Annotated in this window: 23 protein-coding genes; 10 read left to right on the top strand and 13 right to left on the bottom strand. The window is 44.6% G+C overall.

The window, feature by feature from the left end; all coding sequences use genetic code 11:
• Positions 1-42: 42 nt before the first annotated feature.
• Positions 43-543, bottom strand: a complete 501-nt coding sequence (locus C1S74_RS25150) for a GNAT family N-acetyltransferase (protein ID WP_045398695.1) — start codon at positions 541-543, stop codon at positions 43-45.
• Positions 544-948: 405 nt separating this feature from the next.
• On the opposite strand from C1S74_RS25150, the gene napG reads away from it, so the two are divergent.
• Together napG and napH are read left to right on the top strand one after the other, a co-directional pair.
• Entirely contained in the window at positions 949-1,719 is a 771-nt protein-coding gene (napG, locus tag C1S74_RS25145) for a ferredoxin-type protein NapG (RefSeq protein WP_045398693.1), read from the top strand.
• Positions 1,719-2,573, top strand: a complete 855-nt coding sequence (gene napH, locus C1S74_RS25140) for a quinol dehydrogenase ferredoxin subunit NapH (RefSeq protein WP_045398691.1) — start codon at positions 1,719-1,721, stop codon at positions 2,571-2,573. The genes napG and napH overlap by 1 nt, the downstream gene beginning before the upstream one ends.
• 88 nt (positions 2,574-2,661) lie before the next feature.
• On the opposite strand, the gene C1S74_RS25135 is transcribed toward napH, so the two are convergent.
• Positions 2,662-2,919 carry a hypothetical protein gene (locus C1S74_RS25135; protein ID WP_045398689.1) on the bottom strand — a complete coding sequence of 86 codons (258 nt, stop codon included), beginning with the start codon at positions 2,917-2,919 and terminating at the stop codon, positions 2,662-2,664.
• Between the two features lie 832 nt (positions 2,920-3,751).
• Positions 3,752-4,498, bottom strand: coding sequence for a metalloregulator ArsR/SmtB family transcription factor (locus C1S74_RS25130; protein WP_045398688.1), 747 nt, complete (start codon positions 4,496-4,498; stop codon positions 3,752-3,754).
• 335 nt (positions 4,499-4,833) lie between these two features.
• On the opposite strand from C1S74_RS25130, the gene C1S74_RS25125 reads away from it, so the two are divergent.
• On the top strand, positions 4,834-6,015 hold the full coding sequence (locus C1S74_RS25125) for an MFS transporter (RefSeq protein WP_045398686.1): 1,182 nt from the start codon (positions 4,834-4,836) through the stop codon (positions 6,013-6,015).
• Positions 6,016-6,119: 104 nt separating this feature from the next.
• Here the strand turns inward: C1S74_RS25125 and C1S74_RS25120 are convergent, their stop codons facing one another.
• The 5 genes from C1S74_RS25120 to C1S74_RS25100 all read right to left on the bottom strand — a co-directional run bounded on the left by C1S74_RS25120 (position 6,120) and on the right by C1S74_RS25100 (position 11,106).
• Positions 6,120-6,959 (bottom strand): energy-coupling factor transporter transmembrane component T family protein, encoded by an 840-nt coding sequence (locus tag C1S74_RS25120; RefSeq protein ID WP_045398684.1) that lies wholly within the window; start codon positions 6,957-6,959, stop codon positions 6,120-6,122.
• Positions 6,956-8,722, bottom strand: coding sequence for an ABC transporter ATP-binding protein (locus tag C1S74_RS25115; protein ID WP_045398682.1), 1,767 nt, complete (start codon positions 8,720-8,722; stop codon positions 6,956-6,958). Before C1S74_RS25115 ends, C1S74_RS25120 begins: the two co-directional genes overlap by 4 nt.
• A 6-nt stretch (positions 8,723-8,728) precedes the next feature.
• On the bottom strand, positions 8,729-9,277 hold the full coding sequence (locus tag C1S74_RS25110) for an ECF-type riboflavin transporter substrate-binding protein (RefSeq protein WP_045398941.1): 549 nt from the start codon (positions 9,275-9,277) through the stop codon (positions 8,729-8,731).
• A 312-nt stretch (positions 9,278-9,589) separates the two neighbouring features.
• Positions 9,590-10,720, bottom strand: a complete 1,131-nt coding sequence (locus C1S74_RS25105) for an HlyD family secretion protein (RefSeq protein ID WP_045398680.1) — start codon at positions 10,718-10,720, stop codon at positions 9,590-9,592.
• On the bottom strand, positions 10,720-11,106 hold the full coding sequence (locus C1S74_RS25100; RefSeq protein WP_045398679.1) for a DUF3302 domain-containing protein: 387 nt from the start codon (positions 11,104-11,106) through the stop codon (positions 10,720-10,722). Before C1S74_RS25100 ends, C1S74_RS25105 begins: the two co-directional genes overlap by 1 nt.
• A gap of 146 nt (positions 11,107-11,252) precedes the next feature.
• Between C1S74_RS25100 and C1S74_RS25095 the strand changes: the two genes are divergently transcribed.
• The gene (locus C1S74_RS25095) at positions 11,253-12,143 is read left to right on the top strand and encodes a DMT family transporter (protein ID WP_045398678.1); all 891 of its coding nucleotides are present in this window, start codon (positions 11,253-11,255) and stop codon (positions 12,141-12,143) included.
• 63 nt (positions 12,144-12,206) lie between these two features.
• Here C1S74_RS25095 and C1S74_RS25090 read toward each other — a convergent pair whose 3' ends face one another.
• From C1S74_RS25090 to deoD, 4 genes are all read right to left on the bottom strand, one after another.
• Positions 12,207-13,790 carry a GGDEF domain-containing protein gene (locus C1S74_RS25090; RefSeq protein WP_045398676.1) on the bottom strand — a complete coding sequence of 528 codons (1,584 nt, stop codon included), beginning with the start codon at positions 13,788-13,790 and terminating at the stop codon, positions 12,207-12,209.
• The gene (locus C1S74_RS25085) at positions 13,774-15,258 is read right to left on the bottom strand and encodes a hypothetical protein (protein WP_045398673.1); all 1,485 of its coding nucleotides are present in this window, start codon (positions 15,256-15,258) and stop codon (positions 13,774-13,776) included. The genes C1S74_RS25090 and C1S74_RS25085 overlap by 17 nt, the downstream gene beginning before the upstream one ends.
• Before the next feature lie 172 nt (positions 15,259-15,430).
• Positions 15,431-16,900: a lactate dehydrogenase gene (locus C1S74_RS25080; RefSeq protein WP_045398671.1), complete on the bottom strand. Its 1,470-nt coding sequence runs from the start codon at positions 16,898-16,900 to the stop codon at positions 15,431-15,433.
• 68 nt (positions 16,901-16,968) lie between these two features.
• Entirely contained in the window at positions 16,969-17,679 is a 711-nt protein-coding gene (gene deoD / locus C1S74_RS25075) for a purine-nucleoside phosphorylase (protein WP_005441106.1), read from the bottom strand.
• 397 nt (positions 17,680-18,076) lie between these two features.
• Between deoD and C1S74_RS25065 the strand changes: the two genes are divergently transcribed.
• Genes C1S74_RS25065 through C1S74_RS25050 form a run of 4 tightly spaced genes read left to right on the top strand, consistent with a single transcriptional unit; the run spans position 18,077 to position 22,192 of the window.
• Positions 18,077-19,027: a YbgA family protein gene (locus tag C1S74_RS25065; RefSeq protein WP_045398669.1), complete on the top strand. Its 951-nt coding sequence runs from the start codon at positions 18,077-18,079 to the stop codon at positions 19,025-19,027.
• Positions 19,017-19,820, top strand: a complete 804-nt coding sequence (locus C1S74_RS25060) for a MerR family transcriptional regulator (protein WP_045398667.1) — start codon at positions 19,017-19,019, stop codon at positions 19,818-19,820. Before C1S74_RS25065 ends, C1S74_RS25060 begins: the two co-directional genes overlap by 11 nt.
• Before the next feature lie 23 nt (positions 19,821-19,843).
• Positions 19,844-21,259: a deoxyribodipyrimidine photo-lyase gene (gene phrB, locus C1S74_RS25055; RefSeq protein WP_045398665.1), complete on the top strand. Its 1,416-nt coding sequence runs from the start codon at positions 19,844-19,846 to the stop codon at positions 21,257-21,259.
• Between the two features lie 6 nt (positions 21,260-21,265).
• Positions 21,266-22,192 carry a L,D-transpeptidase family protein gene (locus C1S74_RS25050; protein ID WP_082039029.1) on the top strand — a complete coding sequence of 309 codons (927 nt, stop codon included), beginning with the start codon at positions 21,266-21,268 and terminating at the stop codon, positions 22,190-22,192.
• 26 nt (positions 22,193-22,218) lie between these two features.
• Here C1S74_RS25050 and C1S74_RS25045 read toward each other — a convergent pair whose 3' ends face one another.
• Positions 22,219-22,467, bottom strand: coding sequence for an Lpp/OprI family alanine-zipper lipoprotein (locus tag C1S74_RS25045; RefSeq protein WP_038868479.1), 249 nt, complete (start codon positions 22,465-22,467; stop codon positions 22,219-22,221).
• Between the two features lie 422 nt (positions 22,468-22,889).
• Here C1S74_RS25045 and C1S74_RS25040 point away from each other — a divergent pair, with 422 nt between their 5' ends.
• Positions 22,890-24,233, top strand: coding sequence for a DEAD/DEAH box helicase (locus tag C1S74_RS25040; protein ID WP_005441090.1), 1,344 nt, complete (start codon positions 22,890-22,892; stop codon positions 24,231-24,233).
• 186 nt (positions 24,234-24,419) lie between these two features.
• A complete protein-coding gene (locus C1S74_RS26580) occupies positions 24,420-24,593 on the top strand; it encodes a hypothetical protein (protein ID WP_167391159.1) in 174 nt (57 codons plus the stop codon).
• Positions 24,594-24,785 lie beyond the last annotated feature (192 nt).

The following is a 24,785-nucleotide window of genomic DNA, read 5'->3' as shown; positions in this document are numbered from 1 at the left end:
TTACTTGGGTATATATAAAGGCAGTTTTTAGTTCAATAAACGTTAGTTTTTCGGTTTATTGATACGAGCCAGGCTGTAAGTATTAATAAACTCACCGTCTCTAAAAGAGGCATCGACCAATTCACCTTCTATTTCAAAACCGTGTTTCTTGTATAAGCCAATGGCAGCTTCGTTATCGGTGTTCACTTCGATTTGAATACGTCGAACATTAAGCCAGTTGTCGGCGAGCTCTGTTACGGTGCTGATCAACGCGCTGCCGACCCCTAAACCGTGAAACTCATCGTGCACACCGATTCCAAACGAGGCCGTGTGCGATGTTCTTGGACGTTGGGAATGATGAAAGCCAATGTTTCCGACCACCTTACCATCGACTTCTGCGACATAACTGTAAACGCCTGTAGGCATGTTGGATAGTCGGTTGACCCACATCGCGAGTGATGGCTTAGGGAGTTGCAAGGTTTCACGTTGTGCTTTTGGTTGTGAATAAATTTCGACTAGCGCAGTGGCGTCTTCAACAGTGGTTGGACGTACGATGATTTCCATGCTTCTCTCCTTTGGTTTGTTGGAATTAATTTCAATCTAACCAGAGAAACTTAATTTGAATAGTATTTTTTTATCTTTAGTCACCAAATTACTTTTAATTGAGTATGTTACGTATGTTTAAATTGAAGTTTTCATAGTGGATTATTATTGGAAATACCAATGAGAGTCATTTTGTGTTGAATTTTTATACTGAGTAACACTCACTTTATGGAGAATAATGGTGAACTTTGAAATAACGAAATAAAGCCATTTTCACTAAAGTGTGAAGTCGGTATCTGAAACGAGTTGATTTTAATCAAGAGAGGTTTGAGTTACCTCTTATGGGGTATGGGGAACCCACCTTTTTAACGCTATTTATGCTTAACTTATTTAAGAGTAATCTGAGCGTAGTTGAGGAATACAATAATGAAATCCTCTCAGTCAAAAGTCTCGCAAAGTCGACGTCGATTCTTGCGTGATACTGCCCGGACGGCGGCAGGTGTCGGTGCCGCTGCTTGCGTTCTTGGCTTACAGTCATTACAAAGCCAAGCACGGGAAACAAAAGGTGTGCCTATTCGCCCGCCAGGTGCATTACCGGAAGGGGATTTCGAATCAGCATGTATTCGATGTGGGTTGTGTGTTCAGGCGTGCCCTTATGACACCTTAAAATTGGCGAGCTTATTGTCCCCAGTAGCCACCGGCTCACCTTACTTTACAGCCCGAGATATTCCCTGCGAAATGTGCGAAGACATTCCTTGTGTCGTCGCTTGTCCAAGTGGCGCTCTCGATCACGATCTAACGGATATTGACGATGCGCGTATGGGGACTGCCGTGCTCATCGATCATGAGACCTGTCTGAACTGGCAAGGTTTGCGTTGCGATGTTTGTTACCGCGTCTGCCCGCTAATTGATGAAGCGATAACGCTGGAGAACATTCGTAATGATAGAACAGGTTACCATGCAAAGCTGATTCCTACGGTTCATTCCGATGTCTGTACGGGTTGTGGCAAATGCGAGCAAGCTTGTGTGCTTGATGTGGCTGCGATCAAAGTGGTGCCAACGGATCTAGCGAAAGGTAAATTGGGCAGTCACTATAACTTTGGCTGGCAAGAGATCGATAAACCGCTTGAAAACGTGTTACCAGAAGAAAACCCAGTGCCTAGTGGTGCGCTTGAATCGCTTAAAGGAGGTCAATAATGACCAAGAGCTTAGCGAAAGATGCAGGGAAAGAAGCCATTGAAAAATTGGGTTGGTGGCACGCCCATCGTTTTTTGATTCTTCGTCGAATTTGCCAAGTCAGCATCATAGGTTTGTTTATGGCGGGGCCGACCTGGGGTATTCTGCAAGGTAACTTGTCTTCCAGTATGTTACTCAATACCGTGCCATTGAGTGATCCTTTGATCGTATTGCAATCCCTTGCGACAGGTCATATCCCAGAGCTCAATGTTTTCCTTGGTGTTGCCATTGTCGTGGTGTTCTACGCTATTTTAGCGCCGCGCGCCTTTTGTGCTTGGGTGTGCCCATTAAATGTGGTCACCGATTTGGCGGCGTGGCTACGAAGAAAGCTGAACCTCAAAGCCAGCTACCGTTGGTCGCCTAAGATCCGTTATTGGCTTATCCCTGTCTTAATGATTGGCAGTGCGATTTCTGGCTCTGTACTTTGGATTTGGTTAGATCCAGTCGCCGCGCTACATCGAGGCTTAGTGTTTGGCATGGGGGCTGGGTGGGTACTTACCCTGCTTGTGTTTGTGCTTGATTTATTACTTGTGGAACACGGCTGGTGTGGGCACTTGTGCCCTTTGGGTGCGACCTACGGAGTGATTGGTAGCAAAAGTTTGTTCCGAGTTACGGCTGTACATCGAGAGGATTGCACAAAATGTATGGATTGTTTCTATGTCTGCCCAGAGCCTGAGATCTTGCGTCAGCCATTAAAAGAAGGCGACAGAAGAGTCATGGACCAAACTTGTATCAGCTGTGGTCGTTGCATAGACGTTTGCCCGGAGAAGGTGTTCGAGTTCCACAATCGTTTAACCGTCAAAAATATTGATTGAAGGGAGTAAAGGTACTTTCAAAGTCACTATTCCAAACGGCCAGTATTAAGTGACATGGCCGTATTTGGAATATGGAGAGGCGTTAAGATCAGTCGTCTGATTTTTTGTCATCCTTGTCTTGAATAATGCCTTTTTTTTCTAACCGTTTCTTATAGTCCACACGATGATCGACACCCAATGCTTCCTTGGTGGTGTCGGCGATTGTTTCATCAAGCGTGCATCGGTTACCTACCACTTTTGTTACGCCATTTGTCAGTTTCTTTGGGTTGCATTTAGGGTCGATAATGCCAGCATTCGAGGCCATAGGAAGTAGTGATAGTAACACCAAGGAGAGAGTGTATTTCATGTCGTGATCCTAATGTCTAAATTTCGCTGGTAAATGTAGCATTTACATGGCGTTCAATTTAGGCATCAAGCATATTGCTTATCTTGAATATGACTAGCAGACAGAGCGAGGGTGAAAGGCCTCCCTCATACGTGAAGGTAAGGCTTTCTTTGCGGATAGACCTCAGTATTTGAGAGGTTGTAATCATTGTCAGTGGATAAGGTATTCCATGTTAATCAACTGCATCCATAACCAGGAGCTACTGACAGCGACCCACAAAAAGATGACCGCTTTTCTATGTCTTAGCATGACCTTTCCTAAAATCTTCTCTATTCAGCAGAGACACTGAATGCGGTTTGAACCAATGACGACTATTGGGTAGATCATATCCAAATGAGTCAGAAAGTAGTTATCACCCAATAAAATCATTTCGATGGAATGCCTACACATGACGGTATAGAAAAAAGCCCACCCTTGGAGTGGGTGGGAAAGGCTTATGTGGAGTCACAAACTGCTACTAGTTAAAGTCGGGACATGAGTAGCAAATCGACTTCAACAATATCGTCTTGGTTTCGGTTAAAAAAGGCATCTTGAATAAAGGTTATTTTCTCGATGCTCATCATCAAGCGAGTTCGACTGTTCATGGAAAATTGAAGATGGTGGGTTGCACCCAAACTCAATATAGATGAGTAAAATTGAAGCGTACTTTCAGATGCTTACTGATTTACAGTGATTGGGTTAGCACTTAATTGTGACGCTGACTTGTACCTAACAAAGTGATGCCGATCCAAATAATTTTATCCAGCGGTTCCCCAATGAATAAAGAGGCATTTAGCTAAGTAGAGCAATGGGGTTATTGCTCGGTTTGTTGTGCGGTTTTCAAGCGGTTCTTTTCAACGTTAATGATGCCCGGGTTACCGACACGCACAATTTGTAGAAGGTGCTTGATCCACATCGGTAACGAAGGAGAAAGCCGATAGTGAATCCACAAACCATGACGTGTATCCTTCAAGAAAGTAGTGTCGCGCAGCAGTGCTAGGTGACGAGACACTTTTGGTTGGCTTTCATCTAAGGCATTTTTGAGGTCAGTAACCGTAAGATCTTGTTCATCTTTAAGAAGCATCAAAATTTTCAAACGCAGTGGATCGCTCATCAACTTGAAAAAACTGCTAGGATCAACGTGTGTGCCGTTTTCTTCACTGTTTAGAAGTAAAAATAAGCTAATGCGTTCAATCAGATCTTTTGCAGTGTCTTGGAAAGGTTTAATGCCTTCGAGAGGTTTAGGATCGGTTAGATTCCAGTGAAGTTGGTTAACCTGTTGCTCGAAGATCACACATTCATCTTTCGCGTTATCGCACAAGGTAATGACGAAGTCATAAGGTTTGTTAGCAACGTCGGCATAGTCTTTCGAATGCAGCGCTTCCCCTTTTATCGAATGCGCATCTAGTATCTCAAACACTCTTGAATCTACTTCGCTAGGATGAAAGCCCGCGCTGTCGGCATGAAAAAGATCCCCGGCCATTTGGTTAAATATCGCTTCAGCAAGTTGAGAGCGTGCAGAATTACCAGTGCAAAGAAACAGGACTTGTTTTTTCATAATATCGAGACAAAAAAGTGTATTGGCTGACGCCGAAAAGAAAGACTAATGACAACAGTATAACTCTGCTCGCCTTCAACAAGAAGCACGCAAACTTTCGTCTAAGCACATAAGCTTCTTTTATCATCAATTCGCAGAATATTTTTCCATGATATAAATTGTAAAATATTCTTTAAAAATAATAAGCTAGCAATGTTGCGAGCAAGAGTCTCTTGATGTTTTTGAGTCCTAACTTAAGGAAATTACTATAAAAATCACAATATAAATAAATTATAATGACATTGCGATTTTGTTACATTTGGCGGTATCATGGCGACTTCATATCCAAAGGACATATCATGGACTCGTCATCTAAGAGTTGGAGAACTCCGCAAAATTTCCTCCTGCTTATTTCTATTATTGTACCGATAGCTTTCTCTACTTGGATGGCGTTGTTGAACAACTTCGTGATCGAAAAAGCCAATTTTGATGGCGCAGACATCGGTCTGCTGCAAAGTGTACGTGAGATCCCCGGCTTTCTGGCGTTTACTGTTGTGTTTGTTTTACTGTTTATTCGAGAGCAGCGCTTTATGTTGGTTTCTCTCGCTATGCTCACATTGGGTACAGCATTAACAGGTTACTTCCCATCTTTATTTGGTCTTCTTTTTACCACCTTGTTGATGTCGACTGGTTTTCATTACTTTGAAACGTTAAAGCAATCCCTTTCTTTGCAATGGCTAACCAAAGAAGAAGCACCAGAAATGTTAGGCAAATTTATATCGGTTGGTGCACTAGCGTCTTTGATTACTTATGGTGCGATTTGGATTCTGCTTGAGCAGCTCAAATTAGAATTCAAAACGGTTTACTTGCTGGCGGGCGGTATCGGTTTTGTATTGATTCTGGTGATGGCGTTTGCGTTCCCTGAATTCAAAACCGAAGTTCCACAAAACAAAAAGTTGGTGCTGCGTAAGCGTTACTGGCTTTATTATGCATTGACCTTTATGAGCGGTGCTCGCCGTCAGATATTTACGGTGTTTGCTGGCTTCCTGATGGTAGAGAAGTTTGGTTACTCAGCGGCGGATATTACCTTGCTGTTCCTTATCAACTACGTGTTTAACTTCCTATTTGCTAAACGTATTGGTCGTTTCATTGGTGCGGTAGGTGAGCGTAAAGCATTAATGTTTGAATACGTAGGACTCATCTTTGTGTTTGTTGGCTATGGCTTAGTTCAAACGGCGGAGTGGGCGGCAGCGTTGTATGTTGTGGATCATTTGTTCTTTGCGCTGGCACTCGCAATCAAAACTTACTTCCAGAAAATAGCCGATCCGGCGGACATGGCTTCAACGGCTGGTGTGGCGTTTACCATTAACCATATTGCAGCGGTTGTGATTCCGGTAACCTTTGGTGTGATTTGGTTGGTTTCTCCTTCTAGCGTGTTCTATATTGGTGCGGGTATGGCTGCGGTTAGCCTACTATTGTCTTTGAATATTCCTGCGAAACCAGAAGAGGGTAACGAGACACGAGTGCTCAAATGGAGCTAAGTTAGTACTTACTACTCAATGAGTTAGTCTATTGATTAGATATAAAAATGGGATGCAGAGGCATCCCATTTTTATATTCGGTTTTCAACGTGATACTCGCTTGTTTAGAACGGATACCAGAACAGTTGAGTGTCTAGAACGCGTTTGCTAATCGCCGCGGCAACAATCACGGCGATGCCTGCCATACACACCATATCGGCTTTGGTCAGCGGCTTTAGGCTGTACCAAGTACGAGAAGAATGACGACCAAAACCACGCAATGTCATCGCGTTAGAGATTTGGTCGGCGCGATCTAGGCTAGAGAAAATCAGCGGGCCTAAGATCTTAGAAACGTTCTTCATACGGGTAAACAACGGCGCTTTCTTGCTCAGTTCAACACCACGAGCTTGTTGAGCGTGCATGATGTTCACGAAGTCCTTTTTTACTTCCGGCAAGTAACGTAAGGTCAAACTGACGGCATAAGCGATTTTGTAAGGTACCCCCATGCGGTTCAAACTTGCCGCAAATTCAGTAGGATGCGTGGTAAATACAAACACCAAAGCAATTGGGAACATGCTGAAATATTTCAGTGTCACGGTGACCAGATAGAACAAAGTCTCTTGAGTAAGTGAGTAATTACCTGGCAACGACAACAATACTGTTGTTGACCCCATGTATTCACTGCCTTGCTGCGGCGCTAATGCAAACATAAACAGTGCATTAACCAATAATACGCTGCCTGTACCAATCAACAACGGCTTGTAAACATGAAAAGGCACTTTGGTCATTTTTAACAAGCCAAGGCCAGCCATAATAAGTAACGCGATGATGCGTAGATCAAAGGTCGTTAATACAACCGTTACCCACGCAATGAACAATAGAAACTTAGTAATACCGTTGAGTTTGTGTAATGGCGATTGGGTATCGATGTAATTGATACCAAACTTCATCTTATTATCTTTCATGCCACTACACTCTCAAGGCTTTCATTTCCAGAGCTGTCATTTGATGTCAACGTTTGGGCTGCAAGGTTTGAGCGATGTGTTTTTTCCACATCAATAAAATGCTGCATAAAACCGTTGGTATTCTCGATGTTTAATTGAGTCGCCAGTTCATACAAACTGGTTGTGGTTAGGTTCGCTTGATCTAACAAAACAGGGTTACTGAACACTTCTGTCATTGGCGCGTCGGCAATCAGTTTGCTGTCGGCAATCACGATTGAACGAGTGGTGTATTCCAATACCAAGTGCATGTCGTGAGAGATGATCATCACCGTAATGCCAAGTTCACGGTTAAGCTTCTCAATAAAGCTCAACATAGAAGTGTAGTTACGGTAATCCTGACCAGCCGTTGGCTCATCAAGAATCAGTAGTTCAGGTTCTAATGCAAGAATCGAAGCAATGGTTACGCGCTTTTTCTGACCGTAGCTCAGCGCTTCAATAGGCCAGTGGCGGTACTTACTCAAACCACACAGCGCAAGGACTGCTAATACCTTCGCTTCGATTTGTTTCTCTTCAACGCCACGGTTGCGTAGACCAAAAGCCACTTCGTCAAAAATCATGTGATGGGAAATCATATGATTTGGGTTTTGCATCACCACGCCAACCTTTTGGCTGCGCTCAAAAATGCTCAGTTCATTGAGGTCCTGACCATTCAAGATCATCGCGCCGTTATCAGGTTCAATAACACCCATCACCAGTTTTGTGATGGTTGATTTTCCTGAGCCATTCTTACCCAATACCGATAAAAACTCACCGCGTTTGACATCAAAGCTGACCCCTTCAAGCGCGTTCTTTTCGCCGTCGTATGAGTAAGTAAGATCACGAACTTCTAAAAGCGTATCGGTTGGGGTTGCAACCTCTGCTACTTGTGATGTTTCGAACCAAGTATTTACAGCGGATTGGTATTGCAACAGTGGTAATGTGTTTAAGCTTGATGGTTTTGCTTCGCCTTCGATGGCGCAACCCGCTTCTTTCAACGCAGAAAGATACAACGGTTCGCGAATACCATATTCTTCGAGAAGAGGCGATGCTAAGATTTCATCAGGAGTACTATCAGCAATGATTTCGCCACTTTCCATCAAGATTACACGGTCTACCGAGCGATGCAGTACATCCTCAAGGCGATGCTCGATGATGACGATGGTTTTGCCAGTTTTTTGGTGAAGGTCATCAATGATCTCGATGGTCTTTTTACCCGTCTTTGGGTCAAGTGCGGCAAGTGGTTCGTCAAACAATAAGATGTCAACGTCGTCCACCAAAATACCGGCCAAAGAAACACGCTGTTTTTGACCACCGGATAAATCATGAGGGGAGCGATCTAGCATCTGTTCTAAATCGACCATTCTTGCGGTCGCTTTGACCAACGGGTACATGTCGATATTAGAGAGTAGCTGGTTTTCCAACGCAAACGCGATATCTTCGCCAATACTCAAACCAACAAATTGACTATCTGTGTCTTGTAATACGGTGCCAACTTGTTCGGTGAATTGGTGCATGTCAAAAGGGGCGGTGTCTTGACCATTAATGGTCAGCTTGCCACTGGTTTCCCCTTTAATCGCATGTGGGATTAGTCCGTTAAGACATTGGCCAAGGGTTGATTTACCACTACCACTTGGACCGATAATGACGATTTTCTCTCCTTTCTCTATCCTTAGATTGATATTTTTTAGCGTCGGTTTGTCCAGCGACTCATATCTAAAAGAGAAGTTAGAAAATTCGATTGTCATTCGACATTAAGCCTCTGTTAAGTTGCGGCTCTGCTTGTTACGTTTTGCGACAGATTTAAGAATGAAGAAGCCCACAATAGCAATAAGAAGGGTGTTACCCAACGCGATGATCGACAGTTGAGTGAAGACCTTAGTGAACGGTTCTGCGTACAAAATGGTGTCAAGGAAGGCTGAGCAACCGTAACCAAATACGTTGCCCAATAGAGCAAGCACCACGAACAACGCGAAATCTTTCATATTGAAGTCACCTGTCTCTAAGCGATTACGTGTTAGAGAAGGGAAAAGACCGATAATCAAACCGACTATACCTGAACCGAGTACCCAAGTTAGCCATACGCCCCAGCCTGCAAATAAGTCTGTTACCCAGTGGCCGATAAAGCCAACAAGAAAACCAACAAGCGGACCAAATAATACAGAGAACAGTGCCAATACCGCCATTGCTGGTTTTAGCGTCGTGTTTGCAAATACAGGGATGCCAAACATTGGCAAACCACCAATACCGTAAAGTGCAGCACCGATTGCAATAACCACTACGGTTTTAGCAGAAAGATTCATAGATAACCTCAGTTCAATTGTCGATTTTAAAGAACGTTCACTTGCTTTGTTTTTATAGCGCTGATTGTGTAACAAAGTTTGGAAACAACCAAGCTGCTTATTGTTTGCTCTATCTTTCTTCAAGAAATGTGTGATTGGATTCACGCATCCTTTTGACTGGCTTAGTTTTACAGCAAGCATCAAAAATAAGGCGCGCATTATACAGAATATTGATAAAAGTGGGAATGCTATCTGTCTGGATGGCTAGAACGCAATCAGGGGCCAACTGTCAGCCCCTGATTACACTTTTTAGTACGATTTTTGTTCGTTAAATTAATGATCTAGGTATAGGTAGTTTTGCCAGCTCTTCATACGAATAAGAACCTTACGCATGATAGACACATGGGTGAAACTGTCCGAGTAAACCGCCACCTCTACTGCCGTACCCATAGGTAGGTGGTACTCTTCTAGGTCATCGGTGATTTTTAAGGTAACAAATACGCGACCGCTAGTGCGCAGTGCTTCTGTGCCCAGCAGTGAACCACGGGCTTGGAATTGACTCTCACCAATCGCTGGTAGCACTTCAACAACTTCGCCTTTAAACACGTTGCCCGGTAGAGCTCGGAACATAAACTCGGCTTCAAATCCTGGCTCAAGGCGCTGTAATGAGTTTTGACGAAAGGCTGCCGTATAGAGCTTTTCTTCGGTATGCACAAATGTCATTACCGGTGCTAGCGGTAAAGGTACCGCCATAACACCTGGTCGCAGAGCTAACTGTGTAACGTAACCATCGGTTGGTGCGGTAACCACGGTTTGCTCTAGATTGAACTCAGCTTTTCTTAGCTCTGCCAATAGTGAGGCGACTTGCGTATTCTCTCCACCAACTTCTGAGTCCAAGGCGATTTGTGCTTGTTCTTGTTTAGATTGCGCGACTTCTAAAGCGGCTTGTGCGGCTTTAAATGCTTGGCGACGAGTATCCAATTGTTGTTCTGTGAATGCACCACGGTCGAAGCCACGCTGGTAACGGTCGAATTCGCGTTGTGCTTTATCACGTTCTGCAAGCGCTTTTAGCACGGCTGCTTCAGCTTCTTGCACGCTAGATTCTAAACCAAGTGCACCTTGGCTTGCTTCTTTCACTTTTGCACGTAGTCTATCGACTTCGGCTTGGAAAGGTACTGGGTCAATACGGAAAAGTACATCGCCTTTTTGCAGAGGTTGGTTTGGTTGTACAGGTACTTCAATCACTCGGCCACGAACGCCAGATACGACAGGTGTGGTTGAGAACACTTGGTTACCAATTTGCGTGAACGGGTGGTTGTAGTTCATCAATAAGATCAATGTACCGACAAGCACAACACCACCTAATACGGCAGTTGGTACGGTCCATTTATTGAGTGGTATATTAAAAATTTTAAAAATCGCGATACACAGCGCGGCGTAAGTCAGAACCAGTAGTAAATCCATTATTGTTCCTCCTTACCTTGTTCTTTTTGTACTGGAGTGTTTTGTACAGGCTTTTCACCTTTTAACGTTGACACTTCTTTTTTCAGTTCATTGACTTCATCAATTAGCTCTTCAAGACGATGATGGATATCATGCGTTTCTTGTTCGAGTTGTTTGAAGCCCCAGCCTCGCTCTTTGCGCCACAACGTTGCCCAAATCCAAAGGAATGGCCAAAGTGCATGAAGAGTGAAAAGGCTGACCCAGCCTGCGTAATGAATCGCATCTTGGTGAGGGTGCTCGCGCTCTTTTGCTATTTCATAAGGAATATCGTGAATCACAATGATTCCGTAGAAGATAACTAAAGCAACGAAAATGAGTAACCCAAGTGCAAAATAGTCTAAAAACATCTTACTTCCCTGTGCTTGTTGCCAAATGGAAAAACTTACGTAAATTAACTGTTTAAGTATTTGATAGAACAATGATTGAATCAAGCTATTTATAATTTGATTCGTTGTTAATGAGATATACGGCATGCAATACGAAGGAGTAAGCAGTGCAATATTCTGGTGAGATCGCCGCAATCAGTGCCGCGGCTGTTTGGGCTGTGGCTACGTGGATATACAGTCAGTTCAGCCATCGTTTTTCAGCGATGCAGTTGAACATTGTTAAAGGGATCATTGCGTCAATGATGATGTTGGTGGTCATGCCATTTTTGCCACAAAGCTTGCCGACACACATTGAACCGATACACCTTGCCGTATTGGCGGTTTCCGGTGTGATCGGTATTGCCATTGGGGATTCCGCCTACTTTGCCGCATTGAAGCGCATTGGACCGAACAAAACCTTACTGTTGGAATCTTTAGCTCCGCCGTTGTCTGGTGTGCTTGCTTTGGTCTTTCTAGGTTCTGAGTTAACTTTGCAAAGTTGGTTGGGTGTGGTGGTAACAACCGCAGCGGTGACTTTTGTCGTTTTCCAACCATCATCATCGGGCGAAGCGATTAATTGGAGTGGTATTGGTTTCGGTTTACTGGCCAGTGTCTGTCAAGCATCAGGTGTGGTGATCTCTCACTATGCTCTTGTCGCTGGTGACTTGCCCCCTTTGCTAGGTGCTTTGATTCGATTGAGTATTGGTGTATTGGCAGTGTGTATGGTGATTAAGTTTGTGGAACCTACGCCGTTTAAAAGTATTAAACAGCACATGACTTCGATGGGGAATAAAGCCATGGGGTGGCTATTGCTTGCTATTTTTGTTGGGACATTTTTAGCGCTCTGGCTACAACAAATTGCGTTGAAATATGCTAACCCAGCGATAGCACAAACCCTTATTGCGACTAGTCCGCTGTTCATCCTAGTGATTTATGTTTTGCGCGGCGAGAAGGTTGGGGTGAGGAGCGTTATCGGAACCTTGGTGGCGCTAGGCGGTATTTCGCTTTTCTTCCTGTAATATTGTTGATTGAATCCAAAGAAAACGCCCCAGTTGATGCTGGGGCGTTTTTTATTGATTGCTTTAAAGCTCCGTACACACTTGGTTCCGGCCGTTGGCCTTGGCTCGGTAGAGGGCTTTATCAGCGCGATAGAAGGTACGTTGTGTGTTCTCGCCTTCACGATGAAGTGTGATACCGATGGAAACGGTCAAGCCACGCTCACCTAATATCTCATGCCATCCAAATTGATAAATCCGCTCACGGTAGTTTTCTGCGTGCATTTCTGCGCGAGCAAGCTCGGTATTTTCTAGAATCACCAAGAACTCTTCACCGCCAAAGCGAACGCAAGATGACCCTCGGAATTTAAAGTAGCCAGACAGCTCTTTTGATACGTTCTGAATTGCTTTATCACCGACTAAATGACTCAGTTCATCGTTAATTGATTTGAAGTGGTCAATATCAATCACCATCAGTGCAAATGACGTGTCATGCAACAACAAGTCTTTCAGCTTCACTTCTAACCAACGGCGGTTGTGCAGCGAAGTGAGTGGATCGGTAAATACATCTTGTTGTAGCTGCGCTACGGTATTTTTGTGCTGTTTAGTGGTTTCTTTCAGCTCTTTGTTTTCAATCTCAGAAAGAATCAATTTAAGCTGTAACTCAAAGCGAGTGAGGCGACGTAATTGGGCAGCACCTAGCTCACCGATTGGGATGTGTTTGATGAGATCGGATTCAACACGGAATGCTTTTTTCTCGTAGTTGAGCGCTTCTTTAAATTGGCCTTGAGAAGAGCACACTCGGCTCATTGCATTGTAAAAGCGATTGGCGATCAGTGGCGAGGAATACTCATTAATGCGCTTGCCTGTCGAGGATAAAAGCAGATTTGCCAGAGATTGGTGACCGATTTCGTTTAAGCAGTAAGCGGTTTCAATCTTTACCATGGTTGAAAGCCACTGAGTATGCTGTTTGCCGGTTGCATACTGGATATGTGAAATGGCAATCAGGGCTTGGTCGCACTCTTTTTGCAAACGCAATAGCTTGGCACGATATAAATGAATTTGACTGGTGAGGTTTTTATCACTGACCAAGATACTCAATTCTTCGCACTCACTCAGCAGATCCGTTGCCGCCCCAATACGCTGCAAATTGATGTAACAAGCCAACATATACAGTTTGTAACGCAATCTAAGTGAACGGCTGCCAATGGCATGGTCGATCGCGTCGATCTTTTGGTAGTAGCGCAGCGCTTTGTTATGGTCGCCATAAGCATCACACAAGTTGCCCATGCCAATAATGGCAAGTACGTATTCGTCGATATAACCGTATTCCACCGCAATGTTGGTGGAAGCGATGTATTCCGTTAATGCGGCGTTGTAATCGCCTTTTTCGACCAAACGATCGCTCAGGCTTGCTTTGACTGAAAGAATGTCTTCTACATCTTCAGGTAATTTGAGTAAGTCTAAAGCTTGTCTAAGCTCTTCAATGCTGGTACTCAGCTGCTTGATTTTGCTGCGATATTCCGCGCTGATGATGTGGCAATGAGCTTTTTCACGATTTGTTGATGCGATATGAACGCGGATATGTTCCCATAGGATCAGTGCTTCTTCACCTGTAACAGAAGAAGGGTCCATGCCAGCATCGGTTACTTTACTAAGCAGTTGTTCCATTCTTCATTACCTCAATGTGGCTTTCTTCCAATTGCTCCAACGTGAACGGGAAGGTCAGGATATCTTGCAGATAGAGGGTCGGTTTAGCGCCGGCTAAGCTACGTCGCTCCCAAGGGTAAATGTCTAACATTGCGCAAACCGTGCGGTACAAGTCTTCTGCTGCTTGATCTTTTTCGGCGATAAGCATGGCTAAGCGATCACTGCTTAAACGAGAGATTAAATCGCTGGACGTCGTTAATGAATGGACGAGCTCAGTACACACGTCAAGGAAAGTGGGATCCGTATGGCGAATCATAATGATCGCGTGGTTCGATTGCTTAAGCTCTGTTTTGAACAGGACCAATTGCTCCCACCAGTACGTTTCCGAAACCACGTTGGAGAATTGTTTTTCTGGATTGTATTCATGCTGCGCTCGAATACGGTTGATGAGTTTTCTTGCGCGCTGTTCTAATTGGCGTTTGGAACCGCGAGCTTTATCCATGCTCACTCGATGAGTTTGCTCCTTGAGCATCTTGAGGGCATATCTGCGGTATTTTTGGAAAGCTTGGAAAGCGCCTTCATAATCACCTTGTTCTTCTGCTACACGAGATTGTTGAAAGCAGATTTGGCTAAGTAGTTCACCATTATCAAAGCTCATGGCAGATTGCTCTGCAGATTGCAGCAGAGTTGCTGCACTTTCGGTGTTTTTTCGCAGCAATTCGAGCCGAGCTCGGCTGATGAAAGAGTGTGCTTTCATCCAAGTTAAGTCTTGTTCAATCGCGAGTTGATGCGCTTTTTGAGTGGCTTCTTCTGCTGCATCGAGGCGTTCTAACCCTAGTAGTGCAAGCCCCTTGAAATCCCATATTTCTGCTTGCCATGTATTGTCATCATGGTCGCGGAGTACCTCGGTAGCACCTTCTAACACCGTTAACATTTCAACGAAGTTATTCAGCAAGTAATAATCCCATGCGAGTAGGATTCGAGCTTTGCCTTCTAGCCACGCAATACGGACGCTGTTTGCCACTTGCACCGCTAATTCGTGAGTGGAAGCGGCAAGCTTATGCTCGTTTGTGATACGCCATACGTTACCAAGACCAATAAGGGCTTCGATTTGGATTTCAATGTCATCAACTAAAGCGGATTGTTCTAACGCATTTATCCAGTATTGTTGGGCTGAGTAGTATTTGGCTTGTCCCCAGTATTGTAGAGCGAAGAGATGAAGAATTTCGGGTAAATGATCGTCGGTATCGAGTTGAATTTGAAGGCTGTAGGCATCTTTGACCAGCTTGAGCCCGTGGCGGTAATCCATGCTACACCAACAAGCGTGAGCCATAATGATCAACGCACGGATTTCGCCATCCACAAACAGGATTTGCTCCGCACGAATTCTGCATTGTTCGGCGATTCGAAATGCGCGTTCCGGATCAGATTTTATCTGGCCATCGAGGGCGTTTAGCTCTGCTTCTAGCTGAATTTGGCTTTTATCCAACGTTCACATCCATGACTATCGAACTGGAATTTACACCTAAATATTATGTGGTTAGATGCGACTATCATCTCAGGTGTAGAAAGAATGCTACACCAATAAAGTATTGGGTACCGTAATATATACCGTTGCCAGCATCTATTTTCCACATTTAAATGAGCAAAGTGTTAAATAGTTACGACAGCAGTTGTTTGATCGTCAGAGGTGCGTCCGTTACTTTCAGTCTCTGAGCGGCGGTAAGCCCTTGCTTATCTTGATAGCACAAATTATGCCAAGCTCTGAATATATCTAAAAGAGGTAATATCCCAGCAGGTCTTAATTTGCGACGTGGCTCGTTGATGAAGCTCTCAAACAGAAGCTGAAAACGGTTTTGATAGAATTGAATGTGACGTGTAGTGGCTACATTGAACCAAGATTCAGGTTCGTTATTGTCGCCAGCTAAGTAACAAATGCCCTTGTTCGCTTCGTATTGATGTGAAATCGCCCAGCGATCGCGCCACCAACTCATGTAAGCAATATCCACTTTGCCAAAGGGTGCGGCCATATCCCAGCTAGCGTCTTCTTCAACATACATCAAGTCTACGTTTTTCTCTTGAATGCGAGATAAACACACGCTCAACGCGGCAGAGCGGAGCAGGGGATCTTGAGGCATGTAAATCGAGACACGTTTTTCTGGGCAACACATATCTAATACGTGTAGATAGTGGGCATAAGACGTGTAAGGTGGACGAATTAACGCACCTTTTGACGGATAATGGAATATCGAAAGGTTGCCCAGTGGGTCCTCTACGTTGCCGCGCGCCAGAATGGTTTGATATTTCTGATCGATGCGCTCACGAAGTTTCTTCGAAGGCTCACCGGGTGCTTCACTTGCCTCGGCAGTGTATTCCTGAGACACAAAACGTGACACTTCATCATAAGGATTATGATCGAGTGTTGCGACGGCATCATCGTTAGAAGAGTAGTTCACATGTTGACACAGAATATAGCCAGAGTGCGCTTCACCTGATGCGATCCAATATACACCATTGTTACTGTGTGGTTGCAAGGCAACATAGTTCGATGCTAATTCATAGTGCTCGGCATGGTTTACCCAGCGCGCATCAATGGTCGCCAGTTTACGGCGGCAACGGCTAGCAATATGATCAACATGATCGTAAAAAGTTTTTGGATTGATGCTGAGCTTACGGCAGATCTCGCGTACCGAGTAACCGGTAAACAACAGGCCCATCAAGTTCTCTTGGAACTGAAGTTTTTTATTGGCACCAGACCATTTATCGACAAAGGTACTTTGACACACTTTGCAGCGGTAACGTTGGCGATCGCCACTGTACCCGAAAGCGTGGTAGAGGTGTTTGTGAGTGTGGACGGAAAGTCCAAAGTTGTCGCAATCATCGTTACGACAAGCAGGCAACCCGTCACTGTGAACGTGTCGCAGGCGATGAAGCTCGTTCACTACATCGCGATTGTTAAGTAAGGGGGGGAAAGCTCCACATTCACGGCATACCATCGCCGGACGTTTAGGGTTAGCATGTTGCAATACGTAACGTTTCGCATCACTCAATCCAAAGTTGTCACACGCCAATGTTTTACAAAAGTTGAGTTGTAACCCATCTGCGTCTTTTGGCAGTTCGCCGTTAGACACAATCGCCCCCTCGGGATAAATCAGGCAGCCAGTCAGGCACTGGCTGCAAATTACTACTTATTTGTTTCTTAGATGTTGATTGCAGTTTCTAGTGCAACTTTCATCATGTCGTTGAATGACTTTTGACGCTCTTCTGAGCTTAGTTTTTCACCACGGATGATGTGATCAGAAACCGTCAGAATAGTCAGTGCTTTAGCGCCTAGGTCAGCGGCTACGCCGTAGATACCCGCCGCTTCCATGTCTACACCTAGGATGCCTAGTTTTTCCATTTTCTCGAACAGGTCTGCTTCTGGTGTGTAGAACAGATCCGCAGAGAATACGTTACCCACTTTCACTGGAACTTCTTGAGCACGCGCTTGGTTAACTGCTTCTTCTAGAAGACCGTAGTCAGCGATTGCTGCGAAATCGTGGTTGTTGAAACGGATACGGTTAACTTTTGAGTCTGTAGATGCACCCATGCCGATAACTACGTCCATTAGTTTAACGTCGTCACGTACCGCACCACAGCTGCCTACGCGGATAACGTTTTTCACGCCGTATTCCGCGATCAGCTCGTGTACGTAGATACAGCAAGATGGGATACCCATACCGTGGCCCATTACAGAAACCTTCTTGCCTTTGTAAGTGCCAGTGAAGCCGAACATGTTGCGAACGTCACAAACCTGTTTCACATCTTCTAGAAACGTTTCTGCGATGTATTTAGCGCGCAACGGGTCGCCTGGCATTAGTACTGTTTCAGCGAAATCACCTGGTTGTGCGTTGATGTGTGGGGTTGCCATAAGTGCTCTCCAAAGTTTTGTTCTGGTAAAACGCCTCTATTATAGAATGCTATTACCAATTCTGTTGAACTTGTTCGTTTTCGTTGAGGCAATAATATCGGGACGAACAAAGGGGGCTTGAGAGTTAAGTCACAAAACGGTCGGTTTTAGTGTTTAAATATTCTGTTGATAACTAAATCTGTTGAAAGCAAAAAGGCAATCGATTTGCTTTTGAGCGAATTGTCGATTGTGTGCACAAAAAAACGTTTCGAAGCACAATATTTTTCTGAGTTCTTATTGATCGAATCTCTGAATCTCTGGGTAAAACGATCAGGTTGTACAATTTATTTTCTTGTACAATTCAACTTGAATTGCTATAAGTTATACAACAAAACATTTTGTATAGGGATGCGTCATCATGGAATCTTCAATCAAAGTAGGTATCAGTTCTTGTGTGCTAGGAGAGCGTGTACGTTTCGACTCAGGGCATAAAATCAGCAACTTTGTAACCAAAGAACTGGATGGATATTTTAGCTTCGTACCGGTTTGTCCGGAGGTTGGAGTGGGTATGTCAGTACCACGTCCTACCATTCGCCTAGTCAGTAACGAAGAGCGCATTGCATTGGTCGAAACCAAAAATCCTGAAAACGATCATACCGATGAAATGCTGACGTACTCGCAAAACAAAGTGAACGAGCTTCAAGGTGAGCAACTGTGCGGTTACATCGTATGCGCGAAGTCTCCGACTTGCGGCATGGAGCGTGTGAAGGTTTACAGTAAGAACAGTGCTGCGAAAGAAGGCATTGGCTTGTACACCAAAACCTTGATGGAAAAAATGCCGTGGTTGCCAGTAGAAGAAGATGGTCGTTTGAATGACCCAGTATTGAAAGAGAACTTCATTACTCGAGTTTACTGCCTCAATGATTTTTATGAGTCGATGGAGGGAGAACCAACGCGTGGCAAGATCATCGACTTTCACTCACGTTACAAGTTAACGCTGATGGCGCACCACCCAGAGTCTTATCGCTCTCTAGGCCGACTGGTTGCGGAGGTCGCGAACTATGAAATCGACGATTTCTACAATGAATATCGTTTGGGTTTAATGAAAGCACTACAAAATCGTGCGAGCCGCAAGAACAACACGAACGTACTGATGCATTTACAAGGCTACTTCAAGCGCTCATTAACCAGTGATGAGAAAGCGGAACTTGCCACAGTGATTAGTGACTATCGCACAGGGTTGTTACCATTGCTTGCCCCGTTAACTCTTATTAAGCACTATCTCAATACGTACCCAGATGCGTACTTGCAGAAACAAAAATTTTTAGAACCGTATCCACAGGAGATGAGATTGCGTTATGGATTGTAGCCAAGAAGAAAAACTCTACGCCATTCGAGATATATCTGAGCTAACGGGTGTTAAGCCCGTTACGCTTCGCGCTTGGCAAAGGCGTTATAACCTAATCCAACCGCAAAGAACGGAGAAAGGGCATCGATTATTCAGGCAGCAAGATTTGGATACGATACGAGAAATACAAGGCTGGCTATCTAAAGGTGTCGCGATTGGTAAAGTCAAAGGTTTGCTGGGACAAGAAGCGGACATCGACTTTTCTCAAGAAGCACAGCGTTTAGAAGAAGTCGGAGCCATGTTAGAGGCGTTATCGCAGCTTAATCGAGGCAAAGCAGAAACCATTCTCGCCAGCGTACTAAAGGAATATCCGCTAGATATTGTTATCGACCAACTGACGAACCCCGTATTTGAAGCTATCGACTTGGTGAAGACTTCATTGCGAACACTGCAACTGGGGTTGTTTCAAACTTGTCTGATTGCACGCCTTGCTTTGGTCATCGATTCAGAGAACAAGGCTTCTTCAAAAGGTAAGTGCTTGTTGATCAGTTTTGAACAAGCTCGCGACGCGGAAAGCTGGATTCAAGCGGCTAAATTATGCGAACAGGGCTATCACATTACCTTGATTGATAAAGTAGAAGATGTATCTGGGCTTATCGAGCACGAGGTTGTAACTCGATACCAGCAGATTCACTTCTTCTCAAACAAAGCATTGCCAATGAAACAAGTGGAAGCGTTAACTGCACTTAAAACGCAATTCCCAGAGCAAGTTCAGTTCTCTGAAGTTATCGAGAAAGTGCACTTCGCTGGCTAACATCCCCCTCGTAAGGAGACGACATGATCCTGGTTTGGTTTCGACGAGACCTAAGAACGTTAGATCACACAGCACTCAAGGCTGCGCTAGATTCAGGGCAACCAGTTGTTGCCTGTTTTGTTTCAACTCCGGAACAATGGCAAGAACATCATATGGCTCCGATGCAGGCGGATTTAATCGCACGACGCTTGGCGCATCTTGATGAAGAACTTGCTGAACTCAACATCCCGTTTTTATATAAAGAAGTACCCAAGTTTGCTGACGTGACTGAGGTGATTGAGGGATGGTCGACGTCTTTGGGTGCGACGAGAGTTATGGCGAATATCCATTATGAGGTGAACGAGCAAGCGTTGGATCGAGAAGTTGCTAGTGCTCTGTCTGAAAGAGAAGTCATCTTTGAAGCCTTCCACGACAAGTGCGTCCATGCACCAACGACCGTGTTGAACAAGCAGGGTGAGTACTTCAAAGTATTCACGCCATTCAAACGCGCTTGGTTGCTCAAATTCCAGATGCCAATGGTGTCGAAACCAGAGCCTCAAGCTGAGGTGTCTGAAGATTTGCTCAAATCGGTTCAAGCCGATCGTTACCATGCCGAGGTTACTTTCTCTTATTCGCGTGAGTCTAGTGAGCACTGGCATGTGTCAACCAGCGACATTGTTCAACAGTTGAGAGAGTTTGCGCGGGAGCGCAGCGACGCTTATCAAGCAGAAAGGGATCTCCCTGCGGTAGATGGTACTAGCCAACTGTCTCCTTACTTAGCTATTGGTGCGTTATCACCACGACAATGTATCGCAAGACTTTATGCGGAGAACCCTCTACCTGACCTAACTGAAGGTAAAGCAACGTGGTTGAGTGAAATCATCTGGCGAGAGTTTTACCAACACTTATTGGTGTTTGAGCCAAAGCTTGTTAGAGGAAAGGGCTTCATTCCATGGGAAGAGAAGATCCAATGGTCTTACGATGAGCAAGCTTTCGAGCGCTGGAAAACAGGCACAACAGGGTACCCTATTGTTGATGCTGCTATGCGCCAACTTAACACGATTGGCTGGATGCACAATCGTCTGCGCATGATTGTCGCGAGCTTTCTGACCAAGGATTTGCATATCGACTGGCGCTGGGGGGAAGCGTACTTCACGAGTAAGCTGGTGGATGGTGATTTCGCGGCAAACAATGGTGGCTGGCAATGGTCAGCGTCAACGGGGTGTGACGGCCAACCTTATTTCCGTATATTTAACCCGATAAGCCAAGGCGAAAAGTTTGATTCAGATGGGATCTTTGTTCGCCATTGGATACCGGAAATAAAAGAGGTACCGAATAAATTCATTCATAGCCCTTGGTTATGGAGCGGCTTTAATTTACTGGATTATCACAAGCCGATGGTTGATCACAAGGTAGAAAGAGAGATAACCTTACGGCTCTTTAAAAACGCCAAGGAATAGAGAGAGATGCCAAGCAAGAAGCGTCCTATGAGTATCGCAAAGCGCACCCTGCTGTCGATATCGCTGTCTTTAGTGAGTGGATTATCATTCGCCAAAGTGTATCAACTACCGGAAGATGGGGCTCGCGTGATCGGCCGCATGGAAAATCATGTAGTGGTGCAGGGCGAGACCATGGCTAATATTGCGAAGCAGTATGATGTGGGCATGCTTGCGTTAATGGCGGCCAACAAAGGTGTAGACCCATTTCTTCCAAAAGAAGGGCACGTCCTCACTATTCCAACTCAACTTATTCTTCCTGAGGTCGCACACAAAGGCATTGTGATTAACTTAGCCGAACTGCGTCTTTACTACTTCCCACCGAAAGAAGACATTGTTTATGTGTTCCCTGTTGGGATTGGCCGAATTGGTCGCGATACACCCGTTATGACAACGAGCATCAGCCAGAAACGACCAAACCCAACTTGGACGCCGCCATCTTCTATACGTGCTGAGTACAAAGCGAAAGGTATTGATTTGCCGGCTGTTGTCCCCGCTGGTCCAGATAACCCACTTGGTATGTTCGCCCTTCGCCTAGCTTATGGCCATGGTGAATATTTAATCCACGGTACCAATAAAGACTTTGGCATTGGCATGCGTGTTAGCGCGGGTTGTATTCGCATGGACCCAAACGACATCGAATGGTTGTTTGATAAAGTGCGTCGTGGCGAAAAAGTTCAAATTATCAATCAGCCAGTCAAAGTAGCTTTAGAACCAGACCGCAGTGTGTTTGTTGAAGCGCACGAGCCGCTAACTCGCAGCAATGGCGAGAAAGATCACTTAGTTGTGCCAAAAGAATTGGACTGGTGGTTAGATGAATTTGGTATGACGAATGCGAAAGCAAAAGCAGCGATTGCTGCGCAAAATGGTGTTCCTGTAGAAATTACCGCGCCTTAACGGGTGTTAAAGCGCGGAATCAAATCTTACTTAGTGTAAGACTGAGCGATGTTGTCGATACGCTCGTTAGCACGTGCAGCTTCTTCTTGAGCTGCCATAGCCGCGTCGCTAGACTTTTGAACGTCAGACTGTAGAGACTGTACGTCTTGGCTTAGTTGGCTAACTTGGTTGCTTAGTTCGTCTAGTTTAGTAGCTGTTGCTGCTTCGTCAGAAGAAGCACAACCTGCTAGTAGAAGTACTGAAGTTGCTGCAGCTGCGATCAACGTTTTGTTCATATTAGAACTCCTTGCCTATAGTTAAATTCCTACGCTATACGTTTTGTGTCATATAGTCATAGTGGTAAATGTGAATACATTCTATCAGTACATGATGTAGCAAAAGTCAAAAAAATCCAAGGATTTCATAGAGTACCTGATACGGACGCTAACCTTTAGTTTACATAAGTGAGTGTTTACTCACCTTTAACGCCAGTATCGGGTAGTACAGCAGCTCTTTTACCACGTCCCTGATATCAATAATTTAGACGAAATTTACACAAATGAAAGTTTCTTAGATGAATCTTTATTTTTTCTAATGGAATTAGTTTGTGTGATCTCTATCTATACTCCTATGATTTGCGGTATTATACCGAGCTTTTATTTTTTGCTGCGTTAGAGCGGAAACGACACTGAAAAAGCGCTCAAACGATGACTATTTATTGGAGAATACTTTGCAATTTAAAGATCTAGGCCTAGACAACCGATTGTTGAAGAACCTAAAACACTACGATTTCAAGAAAGCGACTGACATTCAGAAGCAGGCGATTCCTGTTGCGATTGCAGGCAAGGATCTATTGGCATCTTCGAAAACGGGTTCGGGTAAGACTTTGGCGTTTGTATTACCAATGCTTCACAAGTCACTAAAGACGAAGTCGTTTTCTGCAAAAGACCCTCGTGCAGTCATCCTTGCTCCTACGCGTGAGCTAGCAAAACAAGTATATGGCGAGCTTCGTTCAATGCTTGGTGGTCTGAGTTATGACGCAGCATTGATTCTTGGTGGTGAGAACTTTAATGATCAGGTAAAAGCGCTACGCCGCTACCCGAAGTTCATCGTGGCAACACCAGGACGTTTAGCTGACCACCTAGAGCATCGCTCTCTGTTTCTTGATGGTTTGGAAACGCTGATTCTAGATGAAGCTGACCGTATGCTCGATCTAGGTTTTGCACCAGAGCTTCGTCGTATCCACAAAGCGGCGAAACACCGTCGTCGTCAAACTCTGATGTTCTCAGCAACGCTTGATCACGCAGAAGTGAATGACATTGCATCAGAGATGCTGAATGCGCCAAAACGTATTGCTATCGGCGTATCAAACGAAGAGCACAAAGACATCACTCAAAAATTCTACTTGTGTGATCACCTAGATCACAAAGAAGCGATCCTTGAGCGTGTTCTTGAAGAGGCCGAATACCGTCAGGTGATCATCTTTACTGCAACTCGTGATGACACTGAGCGTCTAACGAACAAGTTGAATGAGAAGAAGCTTAAAGCGGTCGCGCTGAGCGGTAACTTGAACCAGACTCAACGTAACACCATCATGAGTCAGTTTGAGCGTGCTGTATTTAAGATTCTAGTAACGACAGACGTTGCATCTCGTGGTCTTGATATCGCAACAGTAACGCACGTTATCAACTTCGATATGCCGAAGCACACAGAAGAATACGTGCACCGTGTTGGTCGTACTGGTCGTGCGGGTAACAAAGGTGACGCAGTGTCTCTTGTTGGCCCTAAAGACTGGGATAGCTTTAAGCGTGTTGAAACTTACCTACAGCAAGATTTGAACTTCTCTGTATTTGAAGATTTAAAAGGTAAATTCAAGGGCTTGAAACCACGTAAACCTGATTTCCGTGGTAAGAAGACAGAAACCAAAAAAGCACGCCCACAAGCGAAAAAAGTCGCGAAGAAACCTGCTAAGCGCGATAAAGGTTTCTACCAAAACGTGGCAGTGGGTGAAAACGTGTTTATTCCTAAGAAAAAGCCAGCGGAACCAAAAGCTGAAGATTAATCTTCAGCTCAGCGCCAGAGGTTAACTGAATTCAAATCCGAGCTTACGAGCTCGGATTTTTTATATCTGAAATTTGCCTTCTCACGGGCTATTGTTTAGCAGTTCTAAACAAGGGTTAAATAGTCTTTGATTTTTCTGAACGCCATCTTTGCTTAGCATAGGTATACAGAAACAGGAGACAAGAACATGTATCAAGAAGAGCAATGGTTAGAAGAAATCGACATGAGCCTAACAGACCAACAATGCGAGGCTTTAGGTTGGAAAAAGAAGGGTGTTTGGGTTGAGATGCTCTCGTTTCTTTGTATAGCCTTAGTAAGCTGTACGCTGATGATCACGCGCGGAGGCTCTCATGATTACTGAAGACTCACAAATGGGAGAACTGCTTAAATCTGTTGTTGTATCCTCACTGTATTTTATCGGTTCTGTTGCCTTGATTTGGGTCGTGATTAACCACATTTTCTAACGTCATACTTGCATAAATATGCCATTAATTGGTTGCGTAAACGACACTCGTCACCTTTTTAGGTGGCGCTATCATTTCAATAAGTCCTC

This window comes from Vibrio hyugaensis, from assembly GCF_002906655.1.
Lineage (GTDB): Bacteria > Pseudomonadota > Gammaproteobacteria > Enterobacterales > Vibrionaceae > Vibrio > Vibrio hyugaensis.
The sequence above is the reverse complement of the archived record's forward strand: the minus strand, read 5'-3'. Positions and strand labels throughout refer to the sequence as shown.